Below are 21,282 nucleotides of genomic sequence, written 5' to 3'. Positions count from 1 at the left end.
ACAATACGTGAGCAGCAGATGCAATCCAGGGTTCGAAGTAGAGAAACGTGAGCGCTAGTGAGCGTTTCGCGTAGTTCGAATCCCTGACGGAGCACTTCTCCCCGACGCAGTCCCGTGGTTTTGAGCCCGTGCTACCATCGGGTAACCGTGGGACTCGAATCCGGGCGAGTGACCTCGTGTTGATCCTGTTCGCATCGTTATTTGCTGGGAGAATCGGTCTGCTACTCGCGAGTCAGGTGGACGTCGCGGGATGGATCGACGTTGCAGGAGCGTCGACGTGAGACCGAGGGACCGCTCGGTAGCAATCACCAGCGGTCCGATACGGTGAATCGATCTGGGACAACGAACGGACGTTCGGGACGACACGATCCCGATTGATACGGGGAAATTCGACGATGACGGCCGTCGGCGACTAATCCAGGGCTCGCTATCAGGTAGGAGACATACCCACGATCGCCACGGATCGGCGACGAACCCGGATACATCAACAGGACTACTATCGACCAATCTAAAGGAGTCCTGTGACCACCCCGAACACCGACCGGTCAACCACTGACTCGTGGGTAGCCGACCGGCTCCCGAGACTCTGGACGCTTTGGGTGGCTGCGCGACCGAGCCAACTCGCGCTCATCGTGGTGGTCTACGTGTTTGGCGTCGGGATGGCGATCACTGGCCCCCCGCTGACTGCGGTCGGTTCAGCACCTGTCGAGATGGGTTCGATCCAATTTCTCGAGACGGTTCTGATAGGTATCATAACTCTCCTGCCGGTTGCGGTAGCGATCCACTATGCAAACGAGTACGCAGACGTCGAGACGGACGCGTTGACGACTCGAACGCCGTTTTCGGGTGGGAGCGGCGCAATCGATCAGACGGGATTGTCGCGATCGTTCTTGCGATCGGCGACGGTACGCTCGGCTTTGGTTGCCTCGATCATCGTGGCGGGTGTTGCTTCAGTCGCCGGTCTCCCACTCGATTCCCTCGCGTTGCTCGCGGCGATTTTCGGACTCGGACTCGCGTATTCGTTGCCGCCGATCGCGTTCGTTCGACGAGGCGTTGGTGAAGTCGTCAACGCCGTCATCGGTGACGTACTGCTTCCGTTGTACGGTGTCGCAGTCGTTGCGTCCCCACGACCTGCGGCCGCACTCGCAGTCGTCCCGTTTACATTGCTGGTCGCCTGTAACCTCTTGGCGACGCACTGGCCGGATAGGACTGCAGACGCCGGCGTCGGAAAGCGGACGCTCGCAGTTCGGTGGTCGCCAGCACGCATTCGGCGAGCATTCGCCACACTTGCCGTCACCGCAGCAATCGTAACCGTCGTCCTCTGGCTAGGAGACGTACTTCCCGACGCAGTTGCTCTCGCACATCTTGCTCCGGTCCCGTTCGTCCTCTGGAGTTGGATCGTTCTTACGCGACAGCACTCGCCACTTCCGGCCGTTCTCGCGATGGTCGTTCTCGCGGTGCTGGGAACGATCGCGTGGTGGTGGACGGCCGTCCTCGTGTCCTAGCGGGTCTGAGTCGGCACCGAGCACGCCTACTCGGCCGTGCAGCGACCACACCCAACCGCACAACGATTTTGTATCGGACTAACCCAGCGTACGTATGGCCGATTCGTCGGACGAAGTTCCGCAGGATACAGATCGAAGCGACGAATCGATTACCGCTTCTCCTCGGTCTCCGTCGGACGTGGACGCTGCCGACGAAACCTCACGCGACGGGTCGAGCAAAGAGACCGTGTCGCCTCTCGATCCGACGGCCACCGCGTATCGGCTGCTCGAGTCCGTCAAACGTCGCCACGCACCAACGCCGTATCTGAACTCCCTCTCGGAAGCCGACGCTTCCGACCTCGAGACCGTTCGGACCGACCGACGGGTCGGACTCGCGTTCTGGCTCAACGTCTATAATGCGGCGGCTCAGCTGCTGCTCGAACGTCGGCCGGCGCTGTTCGAATCGCGCGTTCGATTTTTCCGCGCAACTGCGATTACGATCGCTGGCACGGCTCTCAGTCTCGACGACATCGAACACGGGATTCTCCGCGGCGGCCGCTCGAAGTACGGACTCGGGTACCTCCCGCGCCTCGAGCGAACCGGACTCGACCGCGCGTACCGTCTCGAGGTCGATCCCAGGATTCACTTCGCGCTCAACTGTGGGGCCGCGAGCTGTCCGGCGATCCTGGCGTACGAACCCGATTCGATCGACGAACAGCTCGATGCGTCGACGCGCGCATATCTCGAGGAACACGTCGAGTACGACGCAGAGCGCGGGCGCGTCCGTGTCCCGCGACTCTGTCTGTGGTTCGTCGGGGATTTCGGCGGTCGATCGGGCGTTCGACGCGTTATTCGAGAGTTCGATCAGATTCCACCCGGATCGTCGCCGTCGCTTCGGTTGTTATCGTACGACTGGGCGAAAGCGCCCCGACAGTTTGGGCGGTAGTGGCCGTGGAACCGGACAGGAAACGGTTGGACCGCTCGATAATCGAAACGACTCCGAAACGATATATGAAAAACAAATTCAATTCACGACCGGTTGAGAGCGCATCGAGACGAACGGTAGTGGCCTCCATCGCGACGGTAACCGTCGGTACCGTTGCTGGGTGTTTGGGAGAGTCAGACGAGAACGACGAACCCAACGGTTCTGATGGCGACGATGGTGTTAGCGACGAATCTCAAGCGCTCGCGACCGAGTTCATCGAAACGATCGACACCGACCTCTCCGTCGAAGACTGGTGGCTTACCGGCATGCTCGTTCCGGAGTACACCAACAGCGAGGGCGTCGAAGCGGATACCGTGATTCTCGGGGAGGCCTACGCCGATATCGTCGATCGGGGCTTCGATCACCGCGCGATGCCTACCGCTCTCGACGACTCGGGGACCACCGACTTCATGGTCTTTCTCGAGCCCGAGTGGGCCACCGCGTCTCTCGACGGAGAGTGGTCGACTGAGGAGTACTACGAGGCGATTCGTGATTCGGAACACTGAGCGAGGGGCGGAGTGGTCGGCGGTATCTATCGCCGATCCGTCGAGGTCCTCCCTATCACTGCCCGGCCGACTACGTCGGATGTGGGTGCATCGTACACAGCAGCCGAACGGTTTTGCTCCACTGGGTGCCTAGATTGCACATGAGTAGCGTTTCAGATTTTTCACTCGCGAACGTCGCGACCGGACCGGACCCGTTTACGCTCTCCGGACTCGACGACGACGTCGAGTTCGTCGTCCTGTTTTTCCAGCGCGATCACTACTGTACGAACTGTCGCAGTCAGGTACAGGATCTCGCCGATCGCGTCGCGGAGTTTCGAGAGCGGGACGCCGAAGTCGTCTCGATCGTTCCGGAGCCGCTCGATCGCGTCGAGGAATGGCAGTCTCGATACGATCTCCCGTATCCGCTGCTTGCGGATCCCGGCGCGTCGGTCGGCGACGACTACGATCAGCCCGTCCGCTTTGGCATTCTCGGTGCGTTCAGCGATTTCTTCGGTCGGATGCCCACAGTCGTCATCGTCGACCGCCGCGGCGACGAGCCGGTGGTTGCCGCCAGCCACCGGGGCCGCTCGACGTTCGACCGACCCGACATCGACGAGCTATTGGGAGAGTTAGACGAACTGCGATCGACGTGAGCGCCGGTGAGACGAACCGGCTGCTCGTATCGACGAGGAAGAGGCGCTACTCGAGGCATGCGGCCGATCCGTGACCGTCCCACCGGGTGAACGCGAGGGCGCGCCGGGAGTCGGGCTCGTGATCCTCGAGGATCCGAATCGGGCAAGCCTCGGTGGCGATGCGTCGACGACGATCACGTCGTCCCCGACTCAGGGGTTCGAAGTAGAGCAATTCGGAGCCGCGAACGAACGGGTGAGCGAGCGGCGCGAGGTACGAATCGTGACGGAGCAGTGTTCCCCACGAACGGTATTCCAGCTACGAGCCCGTTTCGACGAGGTCCGCTTCACCGTACGTCTCGTCGACGGAGGTCACTCGAACCGTCGCTTCGATCGCCGCGATATCCGCCTCGAGAAAGAGGACGAATCCGCTCTCCGTTTTGCAGACGAGCGTCCCGTCGGCTTTCTCGTCGACGATGTCGACGTGAACGGTATCTCCTGGTTCGGGCTTTCCACCGAGCGGTTCCCCACACCGCCAGCAGTCGGTATCGTACTCCGGAGATCCTTCAGGAGCGTTGCTTGCCCCGCAACGAGGCGTCTCACAGCTAATAAACGAATCGTGTTGCCCGGGTTGATAGCGTCCCACGGTGCCATCGACACGGCTGATTCCTAAAAACGTGCCGCTGAATCAACGGACGGAATACGGATACGTTCGTTCCGGTAGTAGTGCGTCGTTCAGCAGCCGCGCCGATGGATCAGCTGCAGCCTCAGATCGGTATCGAACTCGCCGTTGGCCTCGTGTTTTTGTATCTAGCACACTTAAACCGATACTGTGACCGCGCGAGACAACGACGGATCGACGAGCGGAGAAGTCGCTGATTCCCCGCCCGGTAGGAGAATCGCTGCGGAATTCGCTAGTCGCTCGCCCTCCGACATCGCTCCCCCCACCGGAGCCGAGGCCTCTGTTAGTGGCGAACGCACGAGAACGAACCGTCACGACATCGCAGTTTCCGTGACCGGGCTCAGCAAGCGATTCGGTGACGGCCCGACGGCGGTGACCGCCGTAGACGACGTCTCCTTCGAGATCGAAACGGGGTCGATAGTGGGATTACTCGGGCCGAACGGGGCCGGGAAGACGACGCTCATCAAGTCGATTCTCGGAATGGTGTTGCCGGACGCGGGGACCGTTCGAATACGGGGGATCGACGTCTACGATCGGCCTCGAGAGGCGTACGCGTACGTCGACGCGATGCTCGAGGGAGCGCGAAACGACTACTGGCGGCTGACCGTTCGGGAGAATCTTCGGTACTTCGCGACGATCAGCGGCGTCGATCCGGATTCGGTGCGCGACCGTCACGACCGGCTCCTGACGCAGTTGGGGCTCGAGGAAAAAGCGGACGTGCCCGTCCGCGAGCTATCGCGCGGGATGAAGCAGAAAGTGTCGTTGGCGAGCGTTCTCGCGGGAGGTGCAGAAGTTGTCTTTCTCGACGAACCGACGCTGGGGTTGGACATCGAAAGCTCCCGAACGCTCCAGCGGGAGTTGCGACGGCTCGTCGAGGAAGAAGATCTCACGGTTATCCTCAGCAGCCACGACATGGACGTCGTCGAGACGGTCTGTGACCGCGTTCTCATCATGTCCGACGGGGCGATCATCGCCGACGACACCGTGGCGGCGCTGCTGGACGGGACGGATCGACATCGCGTGCAGATCGCGAGCCGCGATCTCAATGCGGCGATCGTGTCGCGCCTCGAGGGCCGATTCGACGGGATTCGCGTCGAACCGTACGACCGCGGCACCCTGATCGAACTGACGACGGACAGCGACGGGTTCTACGAGTTGGTGGACACGCTCCGCGCCGCGGACGTGACGCTCGAGCGCGTTCGGACGATCGAACCAGACCTCGAGGACGTGTTCGTCGATTTGACGACGGTCGATCGGAGGGACCGATGAGCCAACGGCTACAGGAGGAGGACGCGACGCCGCGACCGGCCGGCTACTATCACCTCGCGCGGGCCGTGCTCTACCGCGAGTTTCTGATTTTCGTGCGCTATCCGGCGAACGCTATCGGGGGCATCGTCATCTCCCTGTTCTTTTTCGGGGTGCTCTTCTACGGCGGGCAGATGGTCGCCGGACAGGCGCTCACCGACTCGATCGAAGGGATCATCGTCGGCTACTTCCTGTGGACGCTGTCGGTGGGGGCGTACTCCTCCATCTCGAACGATATCGGGAGCGAGGTGCAGTGGGGGACCCTCGAGCGCCACGTGATGACGCCGTTCGGGTTCGCACCCGTCGCGGTGCTGAAAGGCGTCGCGAAGATCGTTCGGACGTTCATCACCTCGACGGTAATTCTGATCGCGATGATCCTACTCACTGGGACGACGCTCGAACTGAATCTGTTCACGATCGTCGTTATCGCGACGCTCAGCATCGTTTCAGTGCTCGGACTCGGCCTGGCGGCCGGCGGCGTCACCGTGCTCTACAAGCAGGTCGGAAACTGGTTGAATCTCCTCCAGTTCGGATTCATCGTCCTGATTTCGGCACCCGCGTTCGAACTCGGGTGGATGCGGTTTCTCCCCCTCGCTCACGGGAGCGCACTCCTCCAGCGGGCGATGATCGACGGCGTTCGAATCTGGGAGTTTTCGCCGACCGAACTCGGACTCCTGGTCGCGGTCGCTGTCGGCTACGTGGCGTTGGGCTACGCGGTCTTTCAGTACGCGACCCGCAGAGCGAGACGGCTCGGCGTGCTCGGCGATTACTGACGGACAATGCGGGCAAACTCGCATCGCCGGCACCGTAACTTCAACCGCCTGCCCGACCTCCGTCCGAACATGAACCACGATCGAATCCACGCTCGAGAGCCGACTCACGACGTCGATCGGTGGTCGGTCGGGACCATCGAACGCATCGACGAGCGCGACGGACACTGCGTCTTCGAACTGCGGGTCGACGACGGAGACACCGTCGACCTCGTCGTCACGGCCGCTATCCGGGAGTTAGTGCTGCGAAGACTGGATCTCAACGCGGACGAGTCGCCGATCGGGGCTCGAGTATGGTATCGAAAACGCGGTGGCTGACGCGGTCGACACGGAACGAGATCGACCTCGCTGATGTATCACGGAAACAACTAATATTGGCTCTGTTGAAACCCTCAAACGGTTATATGTTTCATCGGTGTTCTGTATTGCAAGACGTGAATGGCTCCCGATCACTGATGGAGTCCTCCTCGATACTGTTGCTCTCAGACAACCTCGCCCTGAAGATGATGTTCTGAACAGGTTCGTAAATGGTTCGTATCTGTACATGAACCGCTCGTGATCGGGAAATAAACCGGTCTATCTCGGCCGGGGGGGAACCGTTAATGAGTCCCCGTGTTCTTTCTACAGATATGGCTGGCGAACCAGATCCCTATGAGGAAGCCACATCCGAAGTTTCCGCACCACCCGACAAACAACTGCTGTCCCCCGATTTTCTAGAAATCGAACCGGTATACGAGGCGTTAGGGCACTCCCGACGGCGCTACCTGTGCTACACCCTTCTCGAAGCCACCGAGTGGTCGCTGACCGACTTGGCGACGAAAATCGCTGCGTGGGAGAACGACATTCCCGAACACGCGGTCACAGAGGCTCAGCGTGAAGACGTGTACGTCTCGCTGTACCACGCTCATGTTCCGAAACTCGTTGACGAAAGCGTAATCACGTTCGATGAGGCGACCGAGACGATTACGACCGCCGAACACGCCGAACAGGTCTTGATCGCCCTCGAAGGGATAGGTGCCAGCCTCGACTCGAATCAGGAAACGCACGCACGGAGTGAGATGGATGAGTGAGAAGACTAACGGCGGAATCAAAAGCGACGACAACCCAACCAGTAGTGCTGATAAGCACTGGTCGCAGGTGGGACAGCGTCACTACGAACCCGATGGACGGGGAGAACTCACGACCGTAATTGTATACGCCATCGCAGAAGCCGAAGGCGTCTCCCCGAGTGAGGTGAAATCGCCACCGCTGTACGAAACCGTGGACGTACCAGCGATTGAAGACGCATTCTTCGGGCCGAACGTGAGCGAGAAGTCCCGACAGGGTGTCGGCACGGTTGAGTTCCAGTACACCGATTACCTCGTGAAAGTCAAGAATGACGGCTGGATTAAAGTTTACGAACTCTCTGAGCCTGAGCAGGTGTGAACGACCACTGTTGATTGTTGTCTCAGACCATCTACAGCCACTGACGTCTGTGACTACGACGGACGGAACAACGTGAGCGTCTGTTCGATGTTGTGAACGACACATTTGATGACGAGTTCGCGGAATTGCTTCCACCAGCGGCGTGATCGCACAAACGCACCGTATTTCTGTTTGATCGCCGCATTGACTGTCTCGTTCATATTTCGACGATGGTAGAGGTCACTATCCAACCGCGCATTCCATGCCGTATGGAGCGATGAGAACTCTCGATGCTTGATGAGTGGTCGAATACCGTGATCACGTGTGAGCTGTCGGAGGTTCTGGTCGTCGTATCCTTTGTCGCCAATCAATACCTCAATTGAGTCCACATTCCGTTTGACCACCTGTGGCGCGATCTGTGTATCGTGTTTCCGTGTTGTCGTCACGTGAATGTCGAGAACGGCGTCAATCGCCGTATCGACCAGTAATGTCGTCTTCAACTGCCGAATGGTGAGATTCGTTCGCTTCGTATAATGAGTTGATGCATGCGCCCGCTCGAACCCCGAAGGATCGATGCCGATGATACCGTTCAGCGGCAAGTCCGCGAGCGAGATGTTCAGTAACACTCGCCAGACGGCCATCTCCAAGCGGTCGAACGCCTTACAGAGTGTCGAGGGTGCGGGAATCGAATCGAGTTCGAGGGCGTCACGGATGCGAGGCATCTCGATGAGTTCATCAACGAGGTCGCGGTACGTGGTCGTCTTCTTCACCTTGAGACAGAGAAGAACGACGTGCTGACGGAGCGTGAACCGCTTCCGAAAATAGCGTGTCGAAAACCGTGCAACAGCACGGCGAGACAGCACCATAGCTCGTTCAACGAACCGGAGAAGTCGTGACTTCGGCAGGGAATCTATCCTGTCTCAGACTACTCGCCCATCATGTTTGCCCGCAAGGGTTTCAACAAGGCCCTAATATTCGCCCGTGAGGAGTGCGCGCGCCAATTCGATCCCGCCGGTTTCGTCGATTGGTCCATCATTATCGTTCCAAATAATTGAATGGCGCTCTCGTCGCGGGCTACTGTCGGTCTCGAGAAAAGTACTCGGATTCGAGTTGCTAATTCGTACGTGAACGCTACTGATCGGTCTACACCGAGGTGTGAGTACATGACAAATTGTCGACTCGGTGATCGACAGATTTCGCTCCAATCGGTCACCGTCAGTAACTATCACGGAAAAGGATGAAATGGGAGATACGGACCCTCCACGGGGGTTTTTGAGGTAGAAGCCGTACGCTCTTGGTATGCGACTTCACAACAGGGAGATCAGACAGGACGTCCGAGAGCTCGGTGCGTTACTCGGTGACGTCCTGGAGGACCAGACCTCTCGGCGGGCGTTCGAAACGGTCGAATCGTGTCGACAGGCCGCGATCGATTACCGATCGGGTGAACTCGACTCGCGCGACGCGCTCATCGCGGACCTCCGCGGACTGTCGCCACACCATCAGCGAGTCGTCGCTCGAGGGTTTACGACCTACTTCGAACTGATCAACCTCGCCGAAGAGCGCGAGCGGGTACGGACGATTCGAACGGAGTCCCACGAGGGGACCCTCGAGGACAGCCTCGAGACCGCGGCCGAAGAGCTGGGTAACAGCGACGTCGACACCGTCAAACAGGTTCTGAACGACGTGCTGATCGAGCCGACGTTTACGGCCCACCCGACGGAAGCCCGACGCAAGACGGTCAAATCGAAGCTGCGAACGATCTCGACGGAACTCGAGACGCTTGACGAACGGCTGTTGACCGAGAAAGAGGAGGGCCAGATCTGGCGGGATATCGACGCCGAAGTGACGAGTCTCTGGCAGACGCCGCAGGTTCGAAATCGCCAGCCCGAACCCGAAGACGAGGCGCGAAACGTCCAGTGGTACCTCGAGAACACGCTGTTCGACGTCGTCGGCGAAGTCTACGACGAACTGGCGGACGCGATCGACGACGAAGTCGAGGGCGACCTCGAGATTCCCAAGCTGTTCGAGTTCCGGTCGTGGGCGGGCAGCGACCGGGACGGAAACCCCTACGTCACCCCGGAGGTGACCGCGAACACGCTGGAACGCCAGCGCTCGGTGATCCTCGAAAAGTATCGCGAGGAACTCAAACGATTGTCGGGCGTCCTCAGTCAGGACGGGAGCCGAATCGACCCCGGCTCCGACTTTCTGGTCTCGCTCGAGGACGACCGCGAGCGACTGCCCGGCAGCGCCCGAACCGCGGAGGAGCGCTACCCCGACGAGCCCTACCGACAGAAGCTCAAACTGATGCGCGAGCGGCTCCAGCGGGTCGGTGACGTTCGCCCCGGCGGCTACGACGAGGTCGACGACCTGCTCGACGACCTCGAGATTATCGCGGGGAGCCTGCGGAACAACGGCGCGGAGAGCGTCGCCGAGGCGCACGTCGACCCGATCCGGCGGCAGGTCGCCACCTTCGGCTTCTCGCTCGCCAGTCTGGACCTGCGTGAACACCAGCAGAACCATACCGATGCCATCGCGGAGGCCCTCGAGCGCGAGGGAATCGACTACCACGAGATGGACGAGGCGGAACGGGCCGACCTGCTGACCGAGGCGGTTCTCCAGGAAGAATCCGTCATCGACCTCTCCGAGACCGACGACCTCTCCGAAGCGTCGACGAAGGTCCTCGACCTGTTCGCCAACCTCGGAGACTGGCAGACCGAGTACGGCGTCAACGCCATCGACACCTACGCCATCTCGATGACCGACGAACCCAGCCACGTCCTCGAGGTCCTGTTCCTCGCCGACCAGGCCGGCGTCGTCTCCCTGCCCGAACACTGCGGACTCGACATCGTCCCGCTGCTCGAGACGGAGTACGCCCTCTCCGGCGCCCGGCGGATCATGGGATCCCTCTTCGAGAACGAGGCCTACGCGCAGGCCCTCGAGGCGCGCGGACGCACCCAGGAGATCATGCTGGGCTACTCCGACTCGAACAAGGAGAACGGCTTCCTCGCGGCCAACTGGTCGCTGTACAAGAACCAGCGCCGACTCGGCGAGATCTGCGACGATCACGACGTGACGATGCGGCTGTTCCACGGCCGCGGCGGCTCGATCTCCCGCGGCGGCGGCCCGATGAACGAGGCGCTGTTGGCCTTGCCGAACAGCACGGTGACGGGGCAGGTCAAGTTCACCGAGCAGGGCGAGGCGATCGCCGAGAAGTACGCCAACCCGCGCATCGCCGAGCGCAACATCGAACAGATGGTCAACGCACAGCTTCGCGCGCGGCTGTACGCCAAAGAGCAGCCCGAAGAGGAGGTGCACGACGAGTGGGTCGAGGCGATGGAGACCATGGCCGACGCCGCCCGCCGAGAGTACCGCGACCTCCTCGAGAGCGACGGCTTCGTCCGCTACTTCGAGCAGGCGACGCCGATCACGGTCATCGAGGACCTCGATCTGGGGTCGCGTCCCGCCTCGCGCAGCGGCGAGCGAACCGTCGAGGACCTGCGGGCGATCCCGTGGGTGTTCTCCTGGACGCAGTCGCGCTGTATCCTGCCGGGCTGGTACGCCCTCGCGACGGGTCTCGACGCATACATCGAAGACGGCGGCTCGATAGAGACCCTCCAGGAGATGTACGAGGAGTGGTCGTTCTTCCGAACCACGCTCGACAACGCTGCGCTCTCGCTCTCTCGCACCGAACTCGAGATCGCCGAACAGTACGCCGACCTGGCGGACGAGGACCTCCGCAGTCGGTTCTTCCCACGAGTGACCGACGAGTACGAGCGAGCGGCCGAGTTGATCACCACGGTTGGTCAGCGGGAAACCCTTCACACCCGCGACTGGCTCGGCGAGAATCTGGCGCGGCGCAACCCCTACGTCGATCCGCTGAACCTGCTGCAGGTGTACCTCCTCGACCGAACTCACCGAACCGATATCGAGGAGCGAACGCTTCGCCTGACGGTCAAGGGTATCGCAGCCGGGATGAAAAATACGGGATAACGAGCCGTCAGGTGGCGGCGTCCCTCAGTCGGAGCCGTCTTCGCCCTCACCGTACCGCTCTGCAGCCGATTCGAACCCCAGTTCGTCGTACTCGCGCCCGCGGCGCTGTTCGAGCGCGGCGATCGCGTCCGGCTCCGGCGCGGCGTCGTCGGTGATCCGGGCCCACGAGTTGTGGACCTTCGCGTGACACCACCGACAGAGGTAGATCGTAATCTCGTGGGTCAGCTCCTCGCCGTTGCGGGCGTACGAGAGGTGATGTTCCTCGAGCAGCGGGCGTTCGTCGTCGTGGGCCATGCGCTTTTCCTCGAGTCCACAGCGGACGCACTCCCGATCGTGGTTTCGTGAGCGGAAGTGCGGGCAGTCGGCCCACGTTTCGTCGGTTTCGGGATCGACGACGGGGCAGGCATAGTCATCGTCCGCACGCTCGCGGGCGAATGCGGGATCGCGCTCGTAGTGGTCGAACGCGTAGCGACACTGCCCCTCGCCGGTGAGATAGTCACAGACGCCGGCGAACTCGTACGGGTCGTCGACGCCGACGGACGTACCACGGGGCGTTTTTTCCATACGTCGAGTCCACAGTACGGACCGAATCGATGTGAATGCTCCGAGCGCAGTTCGACACAACTGTTAATGGCACGCCCTATTTGGCCACAACATTTTTCACTCCGTTACTGTACGCTGTCGAGATACTAGCGCAAACAGGAAAGTTTTTTGAATAATAATAACTGTTCTATCTCAATGCTCGATTCACTACGGCGGATCGTCCCATCGACGATTCGACGAAGTTACGCTCTAAAGTTCGGTATCGCCCTGTTACTACTCGGTCTCTCCGTCGGTGCGATCGGGTTCGTCGCGACGGCCCAGATCACTGACAGCGTCGAAGAGAACGCACTGGAGGATCAACAATCGCTCGCCGCACAGGAGGCGAACACGATCGACAACTGGGACGAAGAGAATGAACGGCGTACTGCCAGTACGTCCGATACACCCGTCATCGAATCGGGTGACGAAGAAGCGATCCAGTCGTATCTCTACGACCTCCAACTCGAGTTATCGGGACAGGTCGACGCGATCCACTACGTCGATCAGGAAAGCCACGAACTGTTGGCGACGACGACGGAGGATGCGACGACGCTCGAGGACGTCGAGTTCCCCGAACCGCACCGGATCGACTCGGAGGTCTCGGCGTCGAACGTCGAACGAACGGAGCCGTACGCCGTCGACGACACGCCGGTCGTCTCGTACTATATCAGCACGGGTGGCCAGGACGACACGGCGATCATCGTCTCGTTCGAACTCGAGTACGTGATGACGGACCTCGGTGCGACGGTCGATGGCGAACGATCGACGGTTGTCGTCGATCGCGAGGGGCAGATCATTCTCGACGATAGGCTCACTGGAGGCGGCGCGGATGGATTGCAGGACGGGTTCGTCGACTCCGGATTCCAGGACGCCTACGCGGATGATCACCCGCTTTTAGACGAGGCGCTAGCCGGTGAGAACGCCTCCCACTCGGGATCGATGACGTTCGACGAGCCACCAGTTAGTGCGCTTCAGTCGCCGCCGCACGATTTCGATCCGGACAGCTACGTTGCGGCGTACCACGGGACTGAAACGGGATGGGTCGTGCTCTCTCATACGTCGACCGACGAAGCCTACGGATTCGTTAACTCGGTCAACCAGTACGGAATGATGGCCACGCTGGGTGGCGTCCTCATGATCGGTCTCGTCGGCGCGGTGATGGGGCGCAGTACGGCGACGTCGATCGACCGACTGACGCGAAAGGTCGGACAGATGGAGGAGGGCGATCTCGACGTCGAGTTCGAGACAAAGCGGATCGACAATATCGGCAGACTGTACGACGGGTTCGCCTCGATGCGCGACGAACTGAAACAGCAGATCGTCGAGGCCAAGGACGCGAGGGCCGACGCCGAGCACGAACGCGAACGGGTCGAGCAGATAAACGAGGAGCTCAAACAGGCAGCGACGACCTATTGCGGCGTGATGGAGGAGGCTGCGGACGGCGACCTCACCGTTCGGATGGACCCGAACGTCTCGGACAACGAGACCATGGAGGAGATCGCCGTCGACTTCAACGAGATGCTCACCGAAATCGAAGCGACCGTCGAGCACCTCAACCGGTTCGCGACCGACGTTGCGACCGCCAGTGAACAGGTCACGGCCTCGAGCGAAGAAGTCAGATCCGCGAGCGAACAGGTCAGCGCGTCGGTCCAGGAGATCTCCGACGGTGCTGACAAGCAGTACGAGTCGCTCCGCTCCGTCGACGCGGAAATGAACAATCTCTCGACGACGACCGAGGAGATCGCCGCTTCCTCGAACGAGGTCGCGGACGTCGCCGAGCGAACCGCTCAGACCGGTCGAGACGGTCGGAAGAAACTGGACGACGCCATCGAGGCCTGCGAGGAACTTGAACGGGATCGAGACGCCGTCGTCGACGAGTTCGAGCAGCTCCGGGACGAGGTCGAGACGGTCGACGAGTTGATCGATCGGATCGCCGAAATCGCCGAGCAGACGAACATGCTCGCGCTCAACGCCAACATCGAGGCCTCCAGATCCGCCGCGGGTGACGACGGCGGGTTCGCTGCGGTCGCGGCCGAGGTCAAGGAACTCTCCCAAGACGTCAAGACGGCCACCGAAGAGATCAGTACCCGACTCGAGGAGATCCAGGATCAGACCGAGCGATCGGCCGAGGAAGTCGACCAGACCAGCGAGGAAATCGAAGCGGTCAACGAACTCGTGACGAACGCCGGCTCTGCACTCGAGGAGATCGCGGAGTACGCCGAGGAGACGAACGACGGCGTACAGTCGATCTCGGCGGCGACCGAAGAACAGGCGGCCTCGACCCAGGAAGTCGTCGCGATGGTCGACGAGGTGGCGACGATCGCCGAGGAGACGACCGCCGAAGCCGAGAACGTCGCCGCGTCCGCCGAGGAGCAGACGTCCGCGCTGTCGGAGGTCTCCGAATCGGCAGACGACCTCTCCCAGCAGGCGGTGACGCTCTCCGAGGCGCTCGACCGCTTCGAAACTGACGCCGACGCGAGCGCCTCGGCCATCGAACTCGAGTCCCTCGAGACCGCCACCGAACCTGCCGTCGTCGGCGACGTCCCGACCCCGGACGAGGACGCTGCCGGCGGCCATGACGAACAGCGCGGCTCCAACGAACCCGACGGGGAAGTCTCCGGCGACGATGCGTTCTCGTTCGGTGAGGAGACGGTCGAGACCGACGGGGATGCGTCCGAGGAGACGACCGACGACGCCTCCTTCACGTTCGACGAGTAAGTCGACGAAGAGCCGTTTTCGTTCGGCGGCTGTGTGAGAGTCAGAGGGTCGATTTTCAGGGTGGGAAGGAAGTCACTGCCAGCGAGAAGGTTTTTGCTATTCGCACCCGGAGCCGAGAGCGTGCAACTGGTTCACCACTCGATGGTCGAACGCGGAGACGATTCGGAAACGGGGACCGACGCGGTGAGCCACGAGGACGTGCTGGCGACGGACGTCGACCTCGCGCAATCGATCCTGAGCCAGACCCGCGGGCTGATGTTTCGTCGATCCTTTCCGGACAACTCCGCGCTCGTCTTTCTGTTCGACACGGCCAAGATTCGCGACGTACACATGCTGTTCGTCTTCTTCCCCATCGACGCCGTCTGGGTCGTCGACGACGTCGTCCAACGCGTCGAGCGACTGCGGCCATGGCGGAGCTTCGCTCGAGAGGAGTGCGATCTGCTCATCGAACTCCCCGCCGGAACTGCGGACGACGTCGAGGCTGGCGACCGACTCGTTCTCGAGGGCGAGTGAACCCGCCCGACGATCAGTCGACGATCTCGACTGCTCCGTCCCGAACCCGGACGTCGAGCAGGCTCGTCACGTCGTGCGAGACGTCCTCGTGGTCGACGTCGATCCGTCGGAGCACGGTCACGACGTCGACGATCTCGGCACCCACGGACTCGAGCGCCCCGCAGACGGCGTCGATCGTTCCGCCGGAGGAGAGGACGTCGTCGACGACGACCACGCGATCGCCCGCATCGACGCCGTTCAGAAACAGTTCGTCCTCGCCGTAACTGGTCTCCTGGTGGACGGCGACCTCGTCGGGGAAGCCGTAGGAGCGCTTGCGGACGACGACCAGGGGGACGTCGGTCGCGAGCGAGAGCGCCGTCCCGTGGTGAATGCCCATCGCTTCCGGTGCGACGAGCGTGTCGACTGACTCGAGGTCAACCCGCTCGCGGATGCCGTCGGCGATCGCCCGCAACACCGACGGCTCGACGGGCGGGACGCCGTCGGTGACGCCGTGGACGAAGTATTCGTAGCCGTCTCTGTCGACAACCGGGGCCTCGCGAAGCGATCGCGCGAGCGGCTCCAGGGTTGAATCCATACTCGAGTGAGGCTACGACGGGGAGGTGAATGGGTGTTCGGGTCGGCGTTACGTCTCGACTCCGTGGACGACCCGCTCGCAGGTTGTACCGTGACCGGCGGAGTTAAGTCGCCGTGATTCGATAGGGGGAGATACAATGGCACGAGATACCTTCTCAACGCCGGAGTCCGAGGATAGAGGAAGTCGGGGCAACCCGGCTGGGCGTGAAATTCAGCGATGAAAGCCACCACTCTTCACTCGTACCTGTGACTCACTCCGCCGAGCAGACGATTTCCCCAGACCGTACCGTCCGCCTTCTCGATACGACGCTTCGCGACGGCGAGCAAGCGCCGGGTGTCTCGCTTTCGCCCGACGAGAAAGTCGAAATCGCGCGTGCACTCGAGCGCGCCGGCGTGTCGGTCATCGAGGCCGGTAGCGCCTGTACCGGGGCCGGCGAGCGCCAGGCGATCTCCCGCGTGACCGACCTCGGTCTCGACGCCCGCGTCACCAGTTTCTGTCGCGGAATCCGGACCGATATCGATCTCGCACTCGAGTGTGACGTCGACGGCATCCACCTCGTCGTCCCCTCGAGCGACCGTCACGTCGAGGGGAAGGTCGGCACCTCCCGCGAGGACAACCTCGCGAAGACCGCCGAACTCGTCGAGTACGCGGGCGACCACGACCTCTGGGTCGAGGTCATCGGCGAGGACGGCTCCCGGGCCGACCTCGACTACCTCGAGGAACTCATGGGGACCTCGCTCGACGCCGGTGCTGATCGGGTCTGTTTCGCCGACACCGTCGGCCACACGGGTCCCGAGCGCACCGCCGAAGCAGTCTCCCGACTCGCCGAACTGGGGCCGGTCAGCGCCCACACTCACGACGACCTGGGGCTGGGCGTCGCGAACGCGCTGTCGGCCGTCTCCGCCGGCGCCGACCTCGTTCACTGCACCGTCAACGGCCTCGGCGAGCGCGCCGGCAACGTTGCCTTAGAGGAGGTCGCTATTGCGCTCTCTCACGTCTACGACGTCGAGACCCTCGAACTCGAGGAGTTGTACGGCCTCGCACAGACCGTCTCTCGAGCGACGGGGATCCAACTGGCGCCGAACAAAGCCGTCATCGGCGAGAACGCCTTTACCCACGAGAGCGGGATCCACACCGACGGCACGCTCAAGGACGACAAGATGTACGAGCCCTACGCGCCCGAGACGGTCGGCCGGGAGCGACGGCTCGCACTCGGCAAACACACCGGGCGCGCGGGCGTCCAGGCGACGCTCGAGGAACACGGCGTCGAGGCCGATGACGACGCCGTCGCCGAAATCGCGACCCGCGTCACCGAACTCGGCGACCGCGGCCGCCGGGTGACGGACGCCGATCTGCTCGCCATCGCGGAAGACGTCACCGGCGACGACCGCGAGCGCGTGGTCGAACTGCTCGACCTCACCGCGACGAGCGGCGGGGCCGTCCCGACAGCGAGTATCCGACTGGCCGTCGGCGGGGAGGAGCGCGTCGCCAGTGGTACTGGCTCCGGTCCGGTCGACGCTGCCGTTTCGGCCGTTCGCGAGGCGCTCGGCTCGATGGCCGACGCGGAACTCGACTCCTACCACGTCGACGCCGTGACGGGCGGCACCGACGCCGTCGTCACCGTCGAAGTGACGATGGTCCGCAACGACCGTTCGGTCACCGTCGCTCGCAGCGAGGCCGACATCACGCGGGCGAGCGTGGAGGCGATGGTCGACGCACTCGATCGACTCCTCGCAGCCGACGAGCGGCCGCTGACGCCGGCGGACGACTGACGAGCGAGGATGACGTCGAGTTTTCACGACGCCGTCCGCCGCGCTTTCGACTACTCCTGATCCGGCATCAGCCGACCGTGGATGTCCCAGGGGTCGAAGAAATAGATAGCGGCGAGAAACAGCGCGACGATCACGACGAACAGCCGTGCGATTTCGCCGACCGTCGACGGAACCCCCGGTTCGAGCGTGATCGCCATCAACGCCGCGACGCCGATCCAGAGACTGCCGACGATCACCCGCTGACGAACGTTCATACGTGGACGTTCGAGCCAGTCGTAATGAAGCCGGCGAGTCGAGCCGCCGGTCGATCAGAGCGACGGGCCGTCGATACCGACGGTTCCCTCGTCCAGAACGTCCTTTCGGTTGTCCGTCTGACCGACGTCGGCGTAGCTCACCGGTCCCTCGACTTGGTGAGCGTTCGGTCCCGGCTCGTTGCCGAGGTAGACGACGTTCGGATCCGTCCCGATGTTCTCGAGCAACTTGAATTTCGAGTCGGGATCGCCGGCGAACGTGTCGAGTCGCTCCTGTGCGAGCGCCTCGCTCGCTCCCTCGAACTCCTCGCCCTCGTCTTCGTCCGGCTCCTCGGCGAGATCGAGTTCGATCAGGAGCTCCTCGTCCTCGAGGTCGAGGCCGTGGTCCTCGAGCACCGCGACCAGTTCGAGCGCACCCGCTTCCTGTTCGACGAGGGTACTGTTTTCGTCAGTTTCGAGTCCCTCCTCGTCGCTCAGGATCGCGATCGCCAGCAGGAGTCCGACCATCTCCTCGTCGAGGTCCTCGACCGCATCGACGATGGACTCGAGGTCGTCGTCCTCGCCCTCGAGTGCCGCTTCCAAGTCCTCCGGGGTCGGCAAGTCGCTGGCAGTGCGCACGAGGGTCCGGCTCTTGGCGGTGTTTTCGATGTAGCGCTGCGGGTCGCTATTCGGATCGTTCATGTTGCCGAACTGGATCACTTCGGGCGGACAGGCGTCCTCACAGGCGGTCCTCCCGACCAGGTCCTCGCCTTTCGACCCGTCCTGGCGGGTCGGACAGAACGTACACTTCTCCATGACGCCGCGCGGGCCGCGGGCGCTGACGGGGCGGCCGCGTTCGTCGTAGACGTGATCTTCGTCGAGTTCGCTCTCGTCGACGTCCGGTTCCCCCCACTGGAAGTAGTTGACCCCGTACGGACAGGCAACCTGACAGTAGCGACAACCGATACAGACGTCGTAATCGGTCAGAACGAGCCCGTCCGAATCGCGGGTGTGGCGAGCCGTCGTTGGACACACCTTCTCACAGGGGGCGTCGGTGCAGTGTTGGCAGGGCCGGATCAGGTACTCGAAGTCCTCCGTCGACTCGAAGTCGTCGGCGTCGGGCGACGAGACGGTGTCGTCCTCGTACGCGAGGACGTACATCCAGTTCGCCCCCTGATCCCAGTCGTGCTCTTCGGCGCAGGCGACGACGCAGGAGAGACAGCCGTCGCAGTGCTCGAGATCCAGCGCCATCCCCCACTGAACGCCGTCGCCGTTCGTATCGTCCGGCTCGTCCGCCTCCTGGTCCTCGTCCTGGAGGAATGCGGACTCGGTGCCGCCACTGTTGGTCGCGCCCCACGCGCCGAGTCCCACGGCCCCGACACCCCCCATTTTTTTCATCACGCTGCGTCGGGAGTCCTCGCCGACGCCGAACCGCGAGAGCGTCTCCTCGAACCGCCCCTCCTCCCTCGATTGCTCGATCTCCTCAGCCATCGGCCGGCCGTCCTCGCCGAACTCCTCGACGACGTCGTCGTGGTACCGATCGTAGAATTCTTCCTCCGAGAGTGTCCCCTCCGTAACGCGCATGGCGTCTTTCGCCATCTCCATCCCCAGCTTCGCGTCGTACTCGGTGTCCTCGAGTGCGTCCTCGAGACCGTCCTGCCACGATTCACCGAGCGGGTGGAACGTCTCCTCGTCGTCGCGCTCGCCGCTATCGTCGAAATTCATCGCGCCATCTCACCCCGACGAGCGGCGCGGTAGATACGGTCCGTGTCCATTGTTAGTTACTGGCACCGTAGCTAACAGACTGACATCGATAAACGGGGTGCTTGCGACTGACATGCACGTCACCAGTGTCGGCGATCATCCGGTTGCACTCGGGGAGTGGTTGACGGCCGACGGTTGTACCTGCAGCGAGCCAAAATACCTGAAATCGTGCCTCGTCCAACCCGCCGGGAACAACGTTTTCTCCGTCGGCCGATTGGACCCGTCCATGCACTCTCGAGGGCCGGAGGCTCTCGTTCCTGCGGCGGTCGACACGCTCCCGATCAACTTCGCGATTCTCGACGACGAGGGAACGATCCTGCATACGAACCGCGCGTGGCGGGAGTTCGGCGACGCGAACGACATCGGACTCCCGGCGGACACGGTCGGGACGAACTATCTCGAGGTCACCGCACAAGCCGAGACGGAGACCGCGCGGGCGGTTGCCGCGGGCCTGTCCGAAATTCTCGCGGGCGAACGTGACCTGTTCGAGTTCGAGTATCCGTGTCACTCGCCCGACGAGCACCGATGGTTCCTCATGCGGGCGGCACCCTTTACCGACGGCGGGCGGCGATACGTCGCCGTCGCGCACTTCGATATCACCGAGCGCCACGAGTACCAGCGCCGACTGGAGGCGTCCAACGAACGCTTAGAGCAGTTCGCCTACGCCGTCTCTCACGACCTCCAGGAGCCGTTGCGAATGGTCACGAGCTACCTTGGACTCCTCGAGCGCCGGTACGCCGACGAACTCGACGAGGACGCCGACGAGTTCATCGGGTACGCCGTCGACGGTGCCGAGCGGATGGGTGCGATGATCGAGGGGCTCCTCGAGTACTCGCGGATCGATACGCGCGGCGAATCCTTCGACTCCGTCGATCTCGATGCCGTGTTGGACGACGTTCTGCTGGACCTCCACAGACGAATCGAGGACACCGACGCGGAGATCACCAGCGAGCCGTTACCGACCGTCGCGGGCGACGCCAGCCAGCTCCGCCAGCTGTTCCAGAACCTGCTGGACAACGCCATCGAGTACCGGGGCGAGCAGCCGCCTCGAGTGAGAATTTCGGCTACGCGCGACGGCGACGAGTGGATCGTTTCGGTCAGCGACGAGGGAATCGGAATCGAACCCGAGGACGCAGATCGGGTGTTCGAGGTGTTTCAACGGCTGCACAGCCAGGAAGAACACCCCGGAACGGGGATCGGGCTCGCGCTCTGCGAGCGGATTGTCGAACGACACGGCGTCCGGGCGAACAGCGTGAAGCCGGGCTCGACAGACGAGCGAAATGAATCTGTCGGCGGCGAGATCTGGATCGATTCCGGCCCGAACGGCGGAACGACGTTTTCGTTCACGCTCCCCGCCACAGACGAGCCTGCCGATTGAAACTCGTACCGCGTCTC

General features: G+C 62.4%; 20 protein-coding genes. 14 read left to right on the top strand and 6 right to left on the bottom strand.

Annotated features, from left to right (window positions below; genetic code table 11):
* Positions 1–659: 659 nt before the first annotated feature.
* From ACSFC5_RS06245 to ACSFC5_RS06230, 4 genes are all read left to right on the top strand, one after another.
* Complete coding sequence (locus tag ACSFC5_RS06245; RefSeq protein ID WP_440765027.1) at positions 660–1,505, top strand: prenyltransferase; 846 nt, start codon at positions 660–662, stop codon at positions 1,503–1,505.
* Between the two features lie 94 nt (positions 1,506–1,599).
* Complete coding sequence (locus ACSFC5_RS06240) at positions 1,600–2,430, top strand: DUF547 domain-containing protein (RefSeq protein WP_440764378.1); 831 nt, start codon at positions 1,600–1,602, stop codon at positions 2,428–2,430.
* Positions 2,431–2,594: 164 nt separating this feature from the next.
* On the top strand, positions 2,595–2,975 hold the full coding sequence (locus ACSFC5_RS06235) for a hypothetical protein (RefSeq protein ID WP_440764377.1): 381 nt from the start codon (positions 2,595–2,597) through the stop codon (positions 2,973–2,975).
* A 140-nt stretch (positions 2,976–3,115) separates the two neighbouring features.
* A complete protein-coding gene (locus ACSFC5_RS06230; RefSeq protein WP_440764376.1) occupies positions 3,116–3,607 on the top strand; it encodes a peroxiredoxin family protein in 492 nt (163 codons plus the stop codon).
* Positions 3,608–3,902: 295 nt separating this feature from the next.
* Here ACSFC5_RS06230 and ACSFC5_RS06225 read toward each other — a convergent pair whose 3' ends face one another.
* On the bottom strand, positions 3,903–4,229 hold the full coding sequence (locus ACSFC5_RS06225) for a TRAM domain-containing protein (protein ID WP_440764375.1): 327 nt from the start codon (positions 4,227–4,229) through the stop codon (positions 3,903–3,905).
* Positions 4,230–4,415: 186 nt separating this feature from the next.
* Between ACSFC5_RS06225 and ACSFC5_RS06220 the strand changes: the two genes are divergently transcribed.
* The 5 genes from ACSFC5_RS06220 to ACSFC5_RS06200 all read left to right on the top strand — a co-directional run bounded on the left by ACSFC5_RS06220 (position 4,416) and on the right by ACSFC5_RS06200 (position 7,765).
* The gene (locus ACSFC5_RS06220; protein WP_440764374.1) at positions 4,416–5,534 is read left to right on the top strand and encodes an ABC transporter ATP-binding protein; all 1,119 of its coding nucleotides are present in this window, start codon (positions 4,416–4,418) and stop codon (positions 5,532–5,534) included.
* Positions 5,531–6,343, top strand: coding sequence for an ABC transporter permease (locus tag ACSFC5_RS06215; protein ID WP_440764373.1), 813 nt, complete (start codon positions 5,531–5,533; stop codon positions 6,341–6,343). The genes ACSFC5_RS06220 and ACSFC5_RS06215 overlap by 4 nt, the downstream gene beginning before the upstream one ends.
* 69 nt (positions 6,344–6,412) lie before the next feature.
* Complete coding sequence (locus tag ACSFC5_RS06210) at positions 6,413–6,658, top strand: DUF7861 family protein (RefSeq protein ID WP_440764372.1); 246 nt, start codon at positions 6,413–6,415, stop codon at positions 6,656–6,658.
* A 311-nt stretch (positions 6,659–6,969) separates the two neighbouring features.
* Positions 6,970–7,410: a DUF7344 domain-containing protein gene (locus ACSFC5_RS06205; RefSeq protein WP_440764371.1), complete on the top strand. Its 441-nt coding sequence runs from the start codon at positions 6,970–6,972 to the stop codon at positions 7,408–7,410.
* On the top strand, positions 7,403–7,765 hold the full coding sequence (locus tag ACSFC5_RS06200; RefSeq protein ID WP_440764370.1) for a HalOD1 output domain-containing protein: 363 nt from the start codon (positions 7,403–7,405) through the stop codon (positions 7,763–7,765). The genes ACSFC5_RS06205 and ACSFC5_RS06200 overlap by 8 nt, the downstream gene beginning before the upstream one ends.
* 53 nt (positions 7,766–7,818) lie before the next feature.
* Here ACSFC5_RS06200 and ACSFC5_RS06195 read toward each other — a convergent pair whose 3' ends face one another.
* Positions 7,819–8,658 carry an IS5 family transposase gene (locus ACSFC5_RS06195; RefSeq protein ID WP_440765026.1) on the bottom strand — a complete coding sequence of 280 codons (840 nt, stop codon included), beginning with the start codon at positions 8,656–8,658 and terminating at the stop codon, positions 7,819–7,821.
* A gap of 385 nt (positions 8,659–9,043) precedes the next feature.
* On the opposite strand from ACSFC5_RS06195, the gene ppc reads away from it, so the two are divergent.
* Entirely contained in the window at positions 9,044–11,734 is a 2,691-nt protein-coding gene (gene ppc, locus ACSFC5_RS06190; RefSeq protein WP_440764369.1) for a phosphoenolpyruvate carboxylase, read from the top strand.
* Between the two features lie 24 nt (positions 11,735–11,758).
* On the opposite strand, the gene ACSFC5_RS06185 is transcribed toward ppc, so the two are convergent.
* On the bottom strand, positions 11,759–12,298 hold the full coding sequence (locus tag ACSFC5_RS06185; protein WP_440764368.1) for a DUF7097 family protein: 540 nt from the start codon (positions 12,296–12,298) through the stop codon (positions 11,759–11,761).
* Positions 12,299–12,472: 174 nt separating this feature from the next.
* Between ACSFC5_RS06185 and ACSFC5_RS06180 the strand changes: the two genes are divergently transcribed.
* A complete protein-coding gene (locus ACSFC5_RS06180) occupies positions 12,473–15,034 on the top strand; it encodes a methyl-accepting chemotaxis protein (protein WP_440764367.1) in 2,562 nt (853 codons plus the stop codon).
* Positions 15,035–15,154: 120 nt separating this feature from the next.
* Entirely contained in the window at positions 15,155–15,547 is a 393-nt protein-coding gene (locus ACSFC5_RS06175; RefSeq protein ID WP_440764366.1) for a DUF192 domain-containing protein, read from the top strand.
* Between the two features lie 13 nt (positions 15,548–15,560).
* Here ACSFC5_RS06175 and hpt read toward each other — a convergent pair whose 3' ends face one another.
* Positions 15,561–16,121, bottom strand: a complete 561-nt coding sequence (gene hpt / locus ACSFC5_RS06170; protein ID WP_440764365.1) for a hypoxanthine/guanine phosphoribosyltransferase — start codon at positions 16,119–16,121, stop codon at positions 15,561–15,563.
* Between the two features lie 245 nt (positions 16,122–16,366).
* Between hpt and ACSFC5_RS06165 the strand changes: the two genes are divergently transcribed.
* Positions 16,367–17,893: a (R)-citramalate synthase gene (locus tag ACSFC5_RS06165; RefSeq protein ID WP_440764364.1), complete on the top strand. Its 1,527-nt coding sequence runs from the start codon at positions 16,367–16,369 to the stop codon at positions 17,891–17,893.
* 50 nt (positions 17,894–17,943) lie between these two features.
* On the opposite strand, the gene ACSFC5_RS06160 is transcribed toward ACSFC5_RS06165, so the two are convergent.
* Both ACSFC5_RS06160 and ACSFC5_RS06155 read right to left on the bottom strand, forming a co-directional pair.
* Positions 17,944–18,147: a hypothetical protein gene (locus tag ACSFC5_RS06160; RefSeq protein WP_440764363.1), complete on the bottom strand. Its 204-nt coding sequence runs from the start codon at positions 18,145–18,147 to the stop codon at positions 17,944–17,946.
* A 54-nt stretch (positions 18,148–18,201) separates the two neighbouring features.
* Positions 18,202–19,848, bottom strand: a complete 1,647-nt coding sequence (locus tag ACSFC5_RS06155) for a 4Fe-4S ferredoxin N-terminal domain-containing protein (RefSeq protein ID WP_440764362.1) — start codon at positions 19,846–19,848, stop codon at positions 18,202–18,204.
* A gap of 265 nt (positions 19,849–20,113) precedes the next feature.
* Between ACSFC5_RS06155 and ACSFC5_RS06150 the strand changes: the two genes are divergently transcribed.
* A complete protein-coding gene (locus tag ACSFC5_RS06150; protein ID WP_440764361.1) occupies positions 20,114–21,265 on the top strand; it encodes a PAS domain-containing sensor histidine kinase in 1,152 nt (383 codons plus the stop codon).
* Positions 21,266–21,282 lie beyond the last annotated feature (17 nt).

Origin of the sequence: Natronorubrum marinum, from assembly GCF_052040125.1 — an archaeon.
Classification (GTDB): Archaea; Halobacteriota; Halobacteria; order Halobacteriales; family Natrialbaceae; genus Natronorubrum.
The sequence above is the reverse complement of the archived record's forward strand: the minus strand, read 5'-3'. Positions and strand labels throughout refer to the sequence as shown.

Excerpts from the sequence above, each read along its gene's own strand:
- ACSFC5_RS06245 (WP_440765027.1), top strand. The coding sequence starts at position 660 with ATGGCGATCACTGGCCCCCCGCTGACTGCGGTCGGTTCAGCACCTGTC.
- ACSFC5_RS06240 (WP_440764378.1), top strand. The coding sequence starts at position 1,600 with ATGGCCGATTCGTCGGACGAAGTTCCGCAGGATACAGATCGAAGCGAC.
- ACSFC5_RS06230 (WP_440764376.1), top strand. The coding sequence starts at position 3,116 with ATGAGTAGCGTTTCAGATTTTTCACTCGCGAACGTCGCGACCGGACCG.
- ACSFC5_RS06215 (WP_440764373.1), top strand. The coding sequence starts at position 5,531 with ATGAGCCAACGGCTACAGGAGGAGGACGCGACGCCGCGACCGGCCGGC.
- ACSFC5_RS06210 (WP_440764372.1), top strand. The coding sequence starts at position 6,413 with ATGAACCACGATCGAATCCACGCTCGAGAGCCGACTCACGACGTCGAT.
- ACSFC5_RS06205 (WP_440764371.1), top strand. The coding sequence starts at position 6,970 with ATGGCTGGCGAACCAGATCCCTATGAGGAAGCCACATCCGAAGTTTCC.
- ACSFC5_RS06200 (WP_440764370.1), top strand. The coding sequence starts at position 7,403 with ATGAGTGAGAAGACTAACGGCGGAATCAAAAGCGACGACAACCCAACC.
- ppc (WP_440764369.1), top strand. The coding sequence starts at position 9,044 with ATGCGACTTCACAACAGGGAGATCAGACAGGACGTCCGAGAGCTCGGT.
- ACSFC5_RS06185 (WP_440764368.1), bottom strand. The coding sequence starts at position 12,298 with ATGGAAAAAACGCCCCGTGGTACGTCCGTCGGCGTCGACGACCCGTAC.
- ACSFC5_RS06180 (WP_440764367.1), top strand. The coding sequence starts at position 12,473 with ATGCTCGATTCACTACGGCGGATCGTCCCATCGACGATTCGACGAAGT.
- hpt (WP_440764365.1), bottom strand. The coding sequence starts at position 16,121 with ATGGATTCAACCCTGGAGCCGCTCGCGCGATCGCTTCGCGAGGCCCCG.
- ACSFC5_RS06160 (WP_440764363.1), bottom strand. The coding sequence starts at position 18,147 with ATGAACGTTCGTCAGCGGGTGATCGTCGGCAGTCTCTGGATCGGCGTC.
- ACSFC5_RS06155 (WP_440764362.1), bottom strand. The coding sequence starts at position 19,848 with ATGAATTTCGACGATAGCGGCGAGCGCGACGACGAGGAGACGTTCCAC.
- ACSFC5_RS06150 (WP_440764361.1), top strand. The coding sequence starts at position 20,114 with ATGCACTCTCGAGGGCCGGAGGCTCTCGTTCCTGCGGCGGTCGACACG.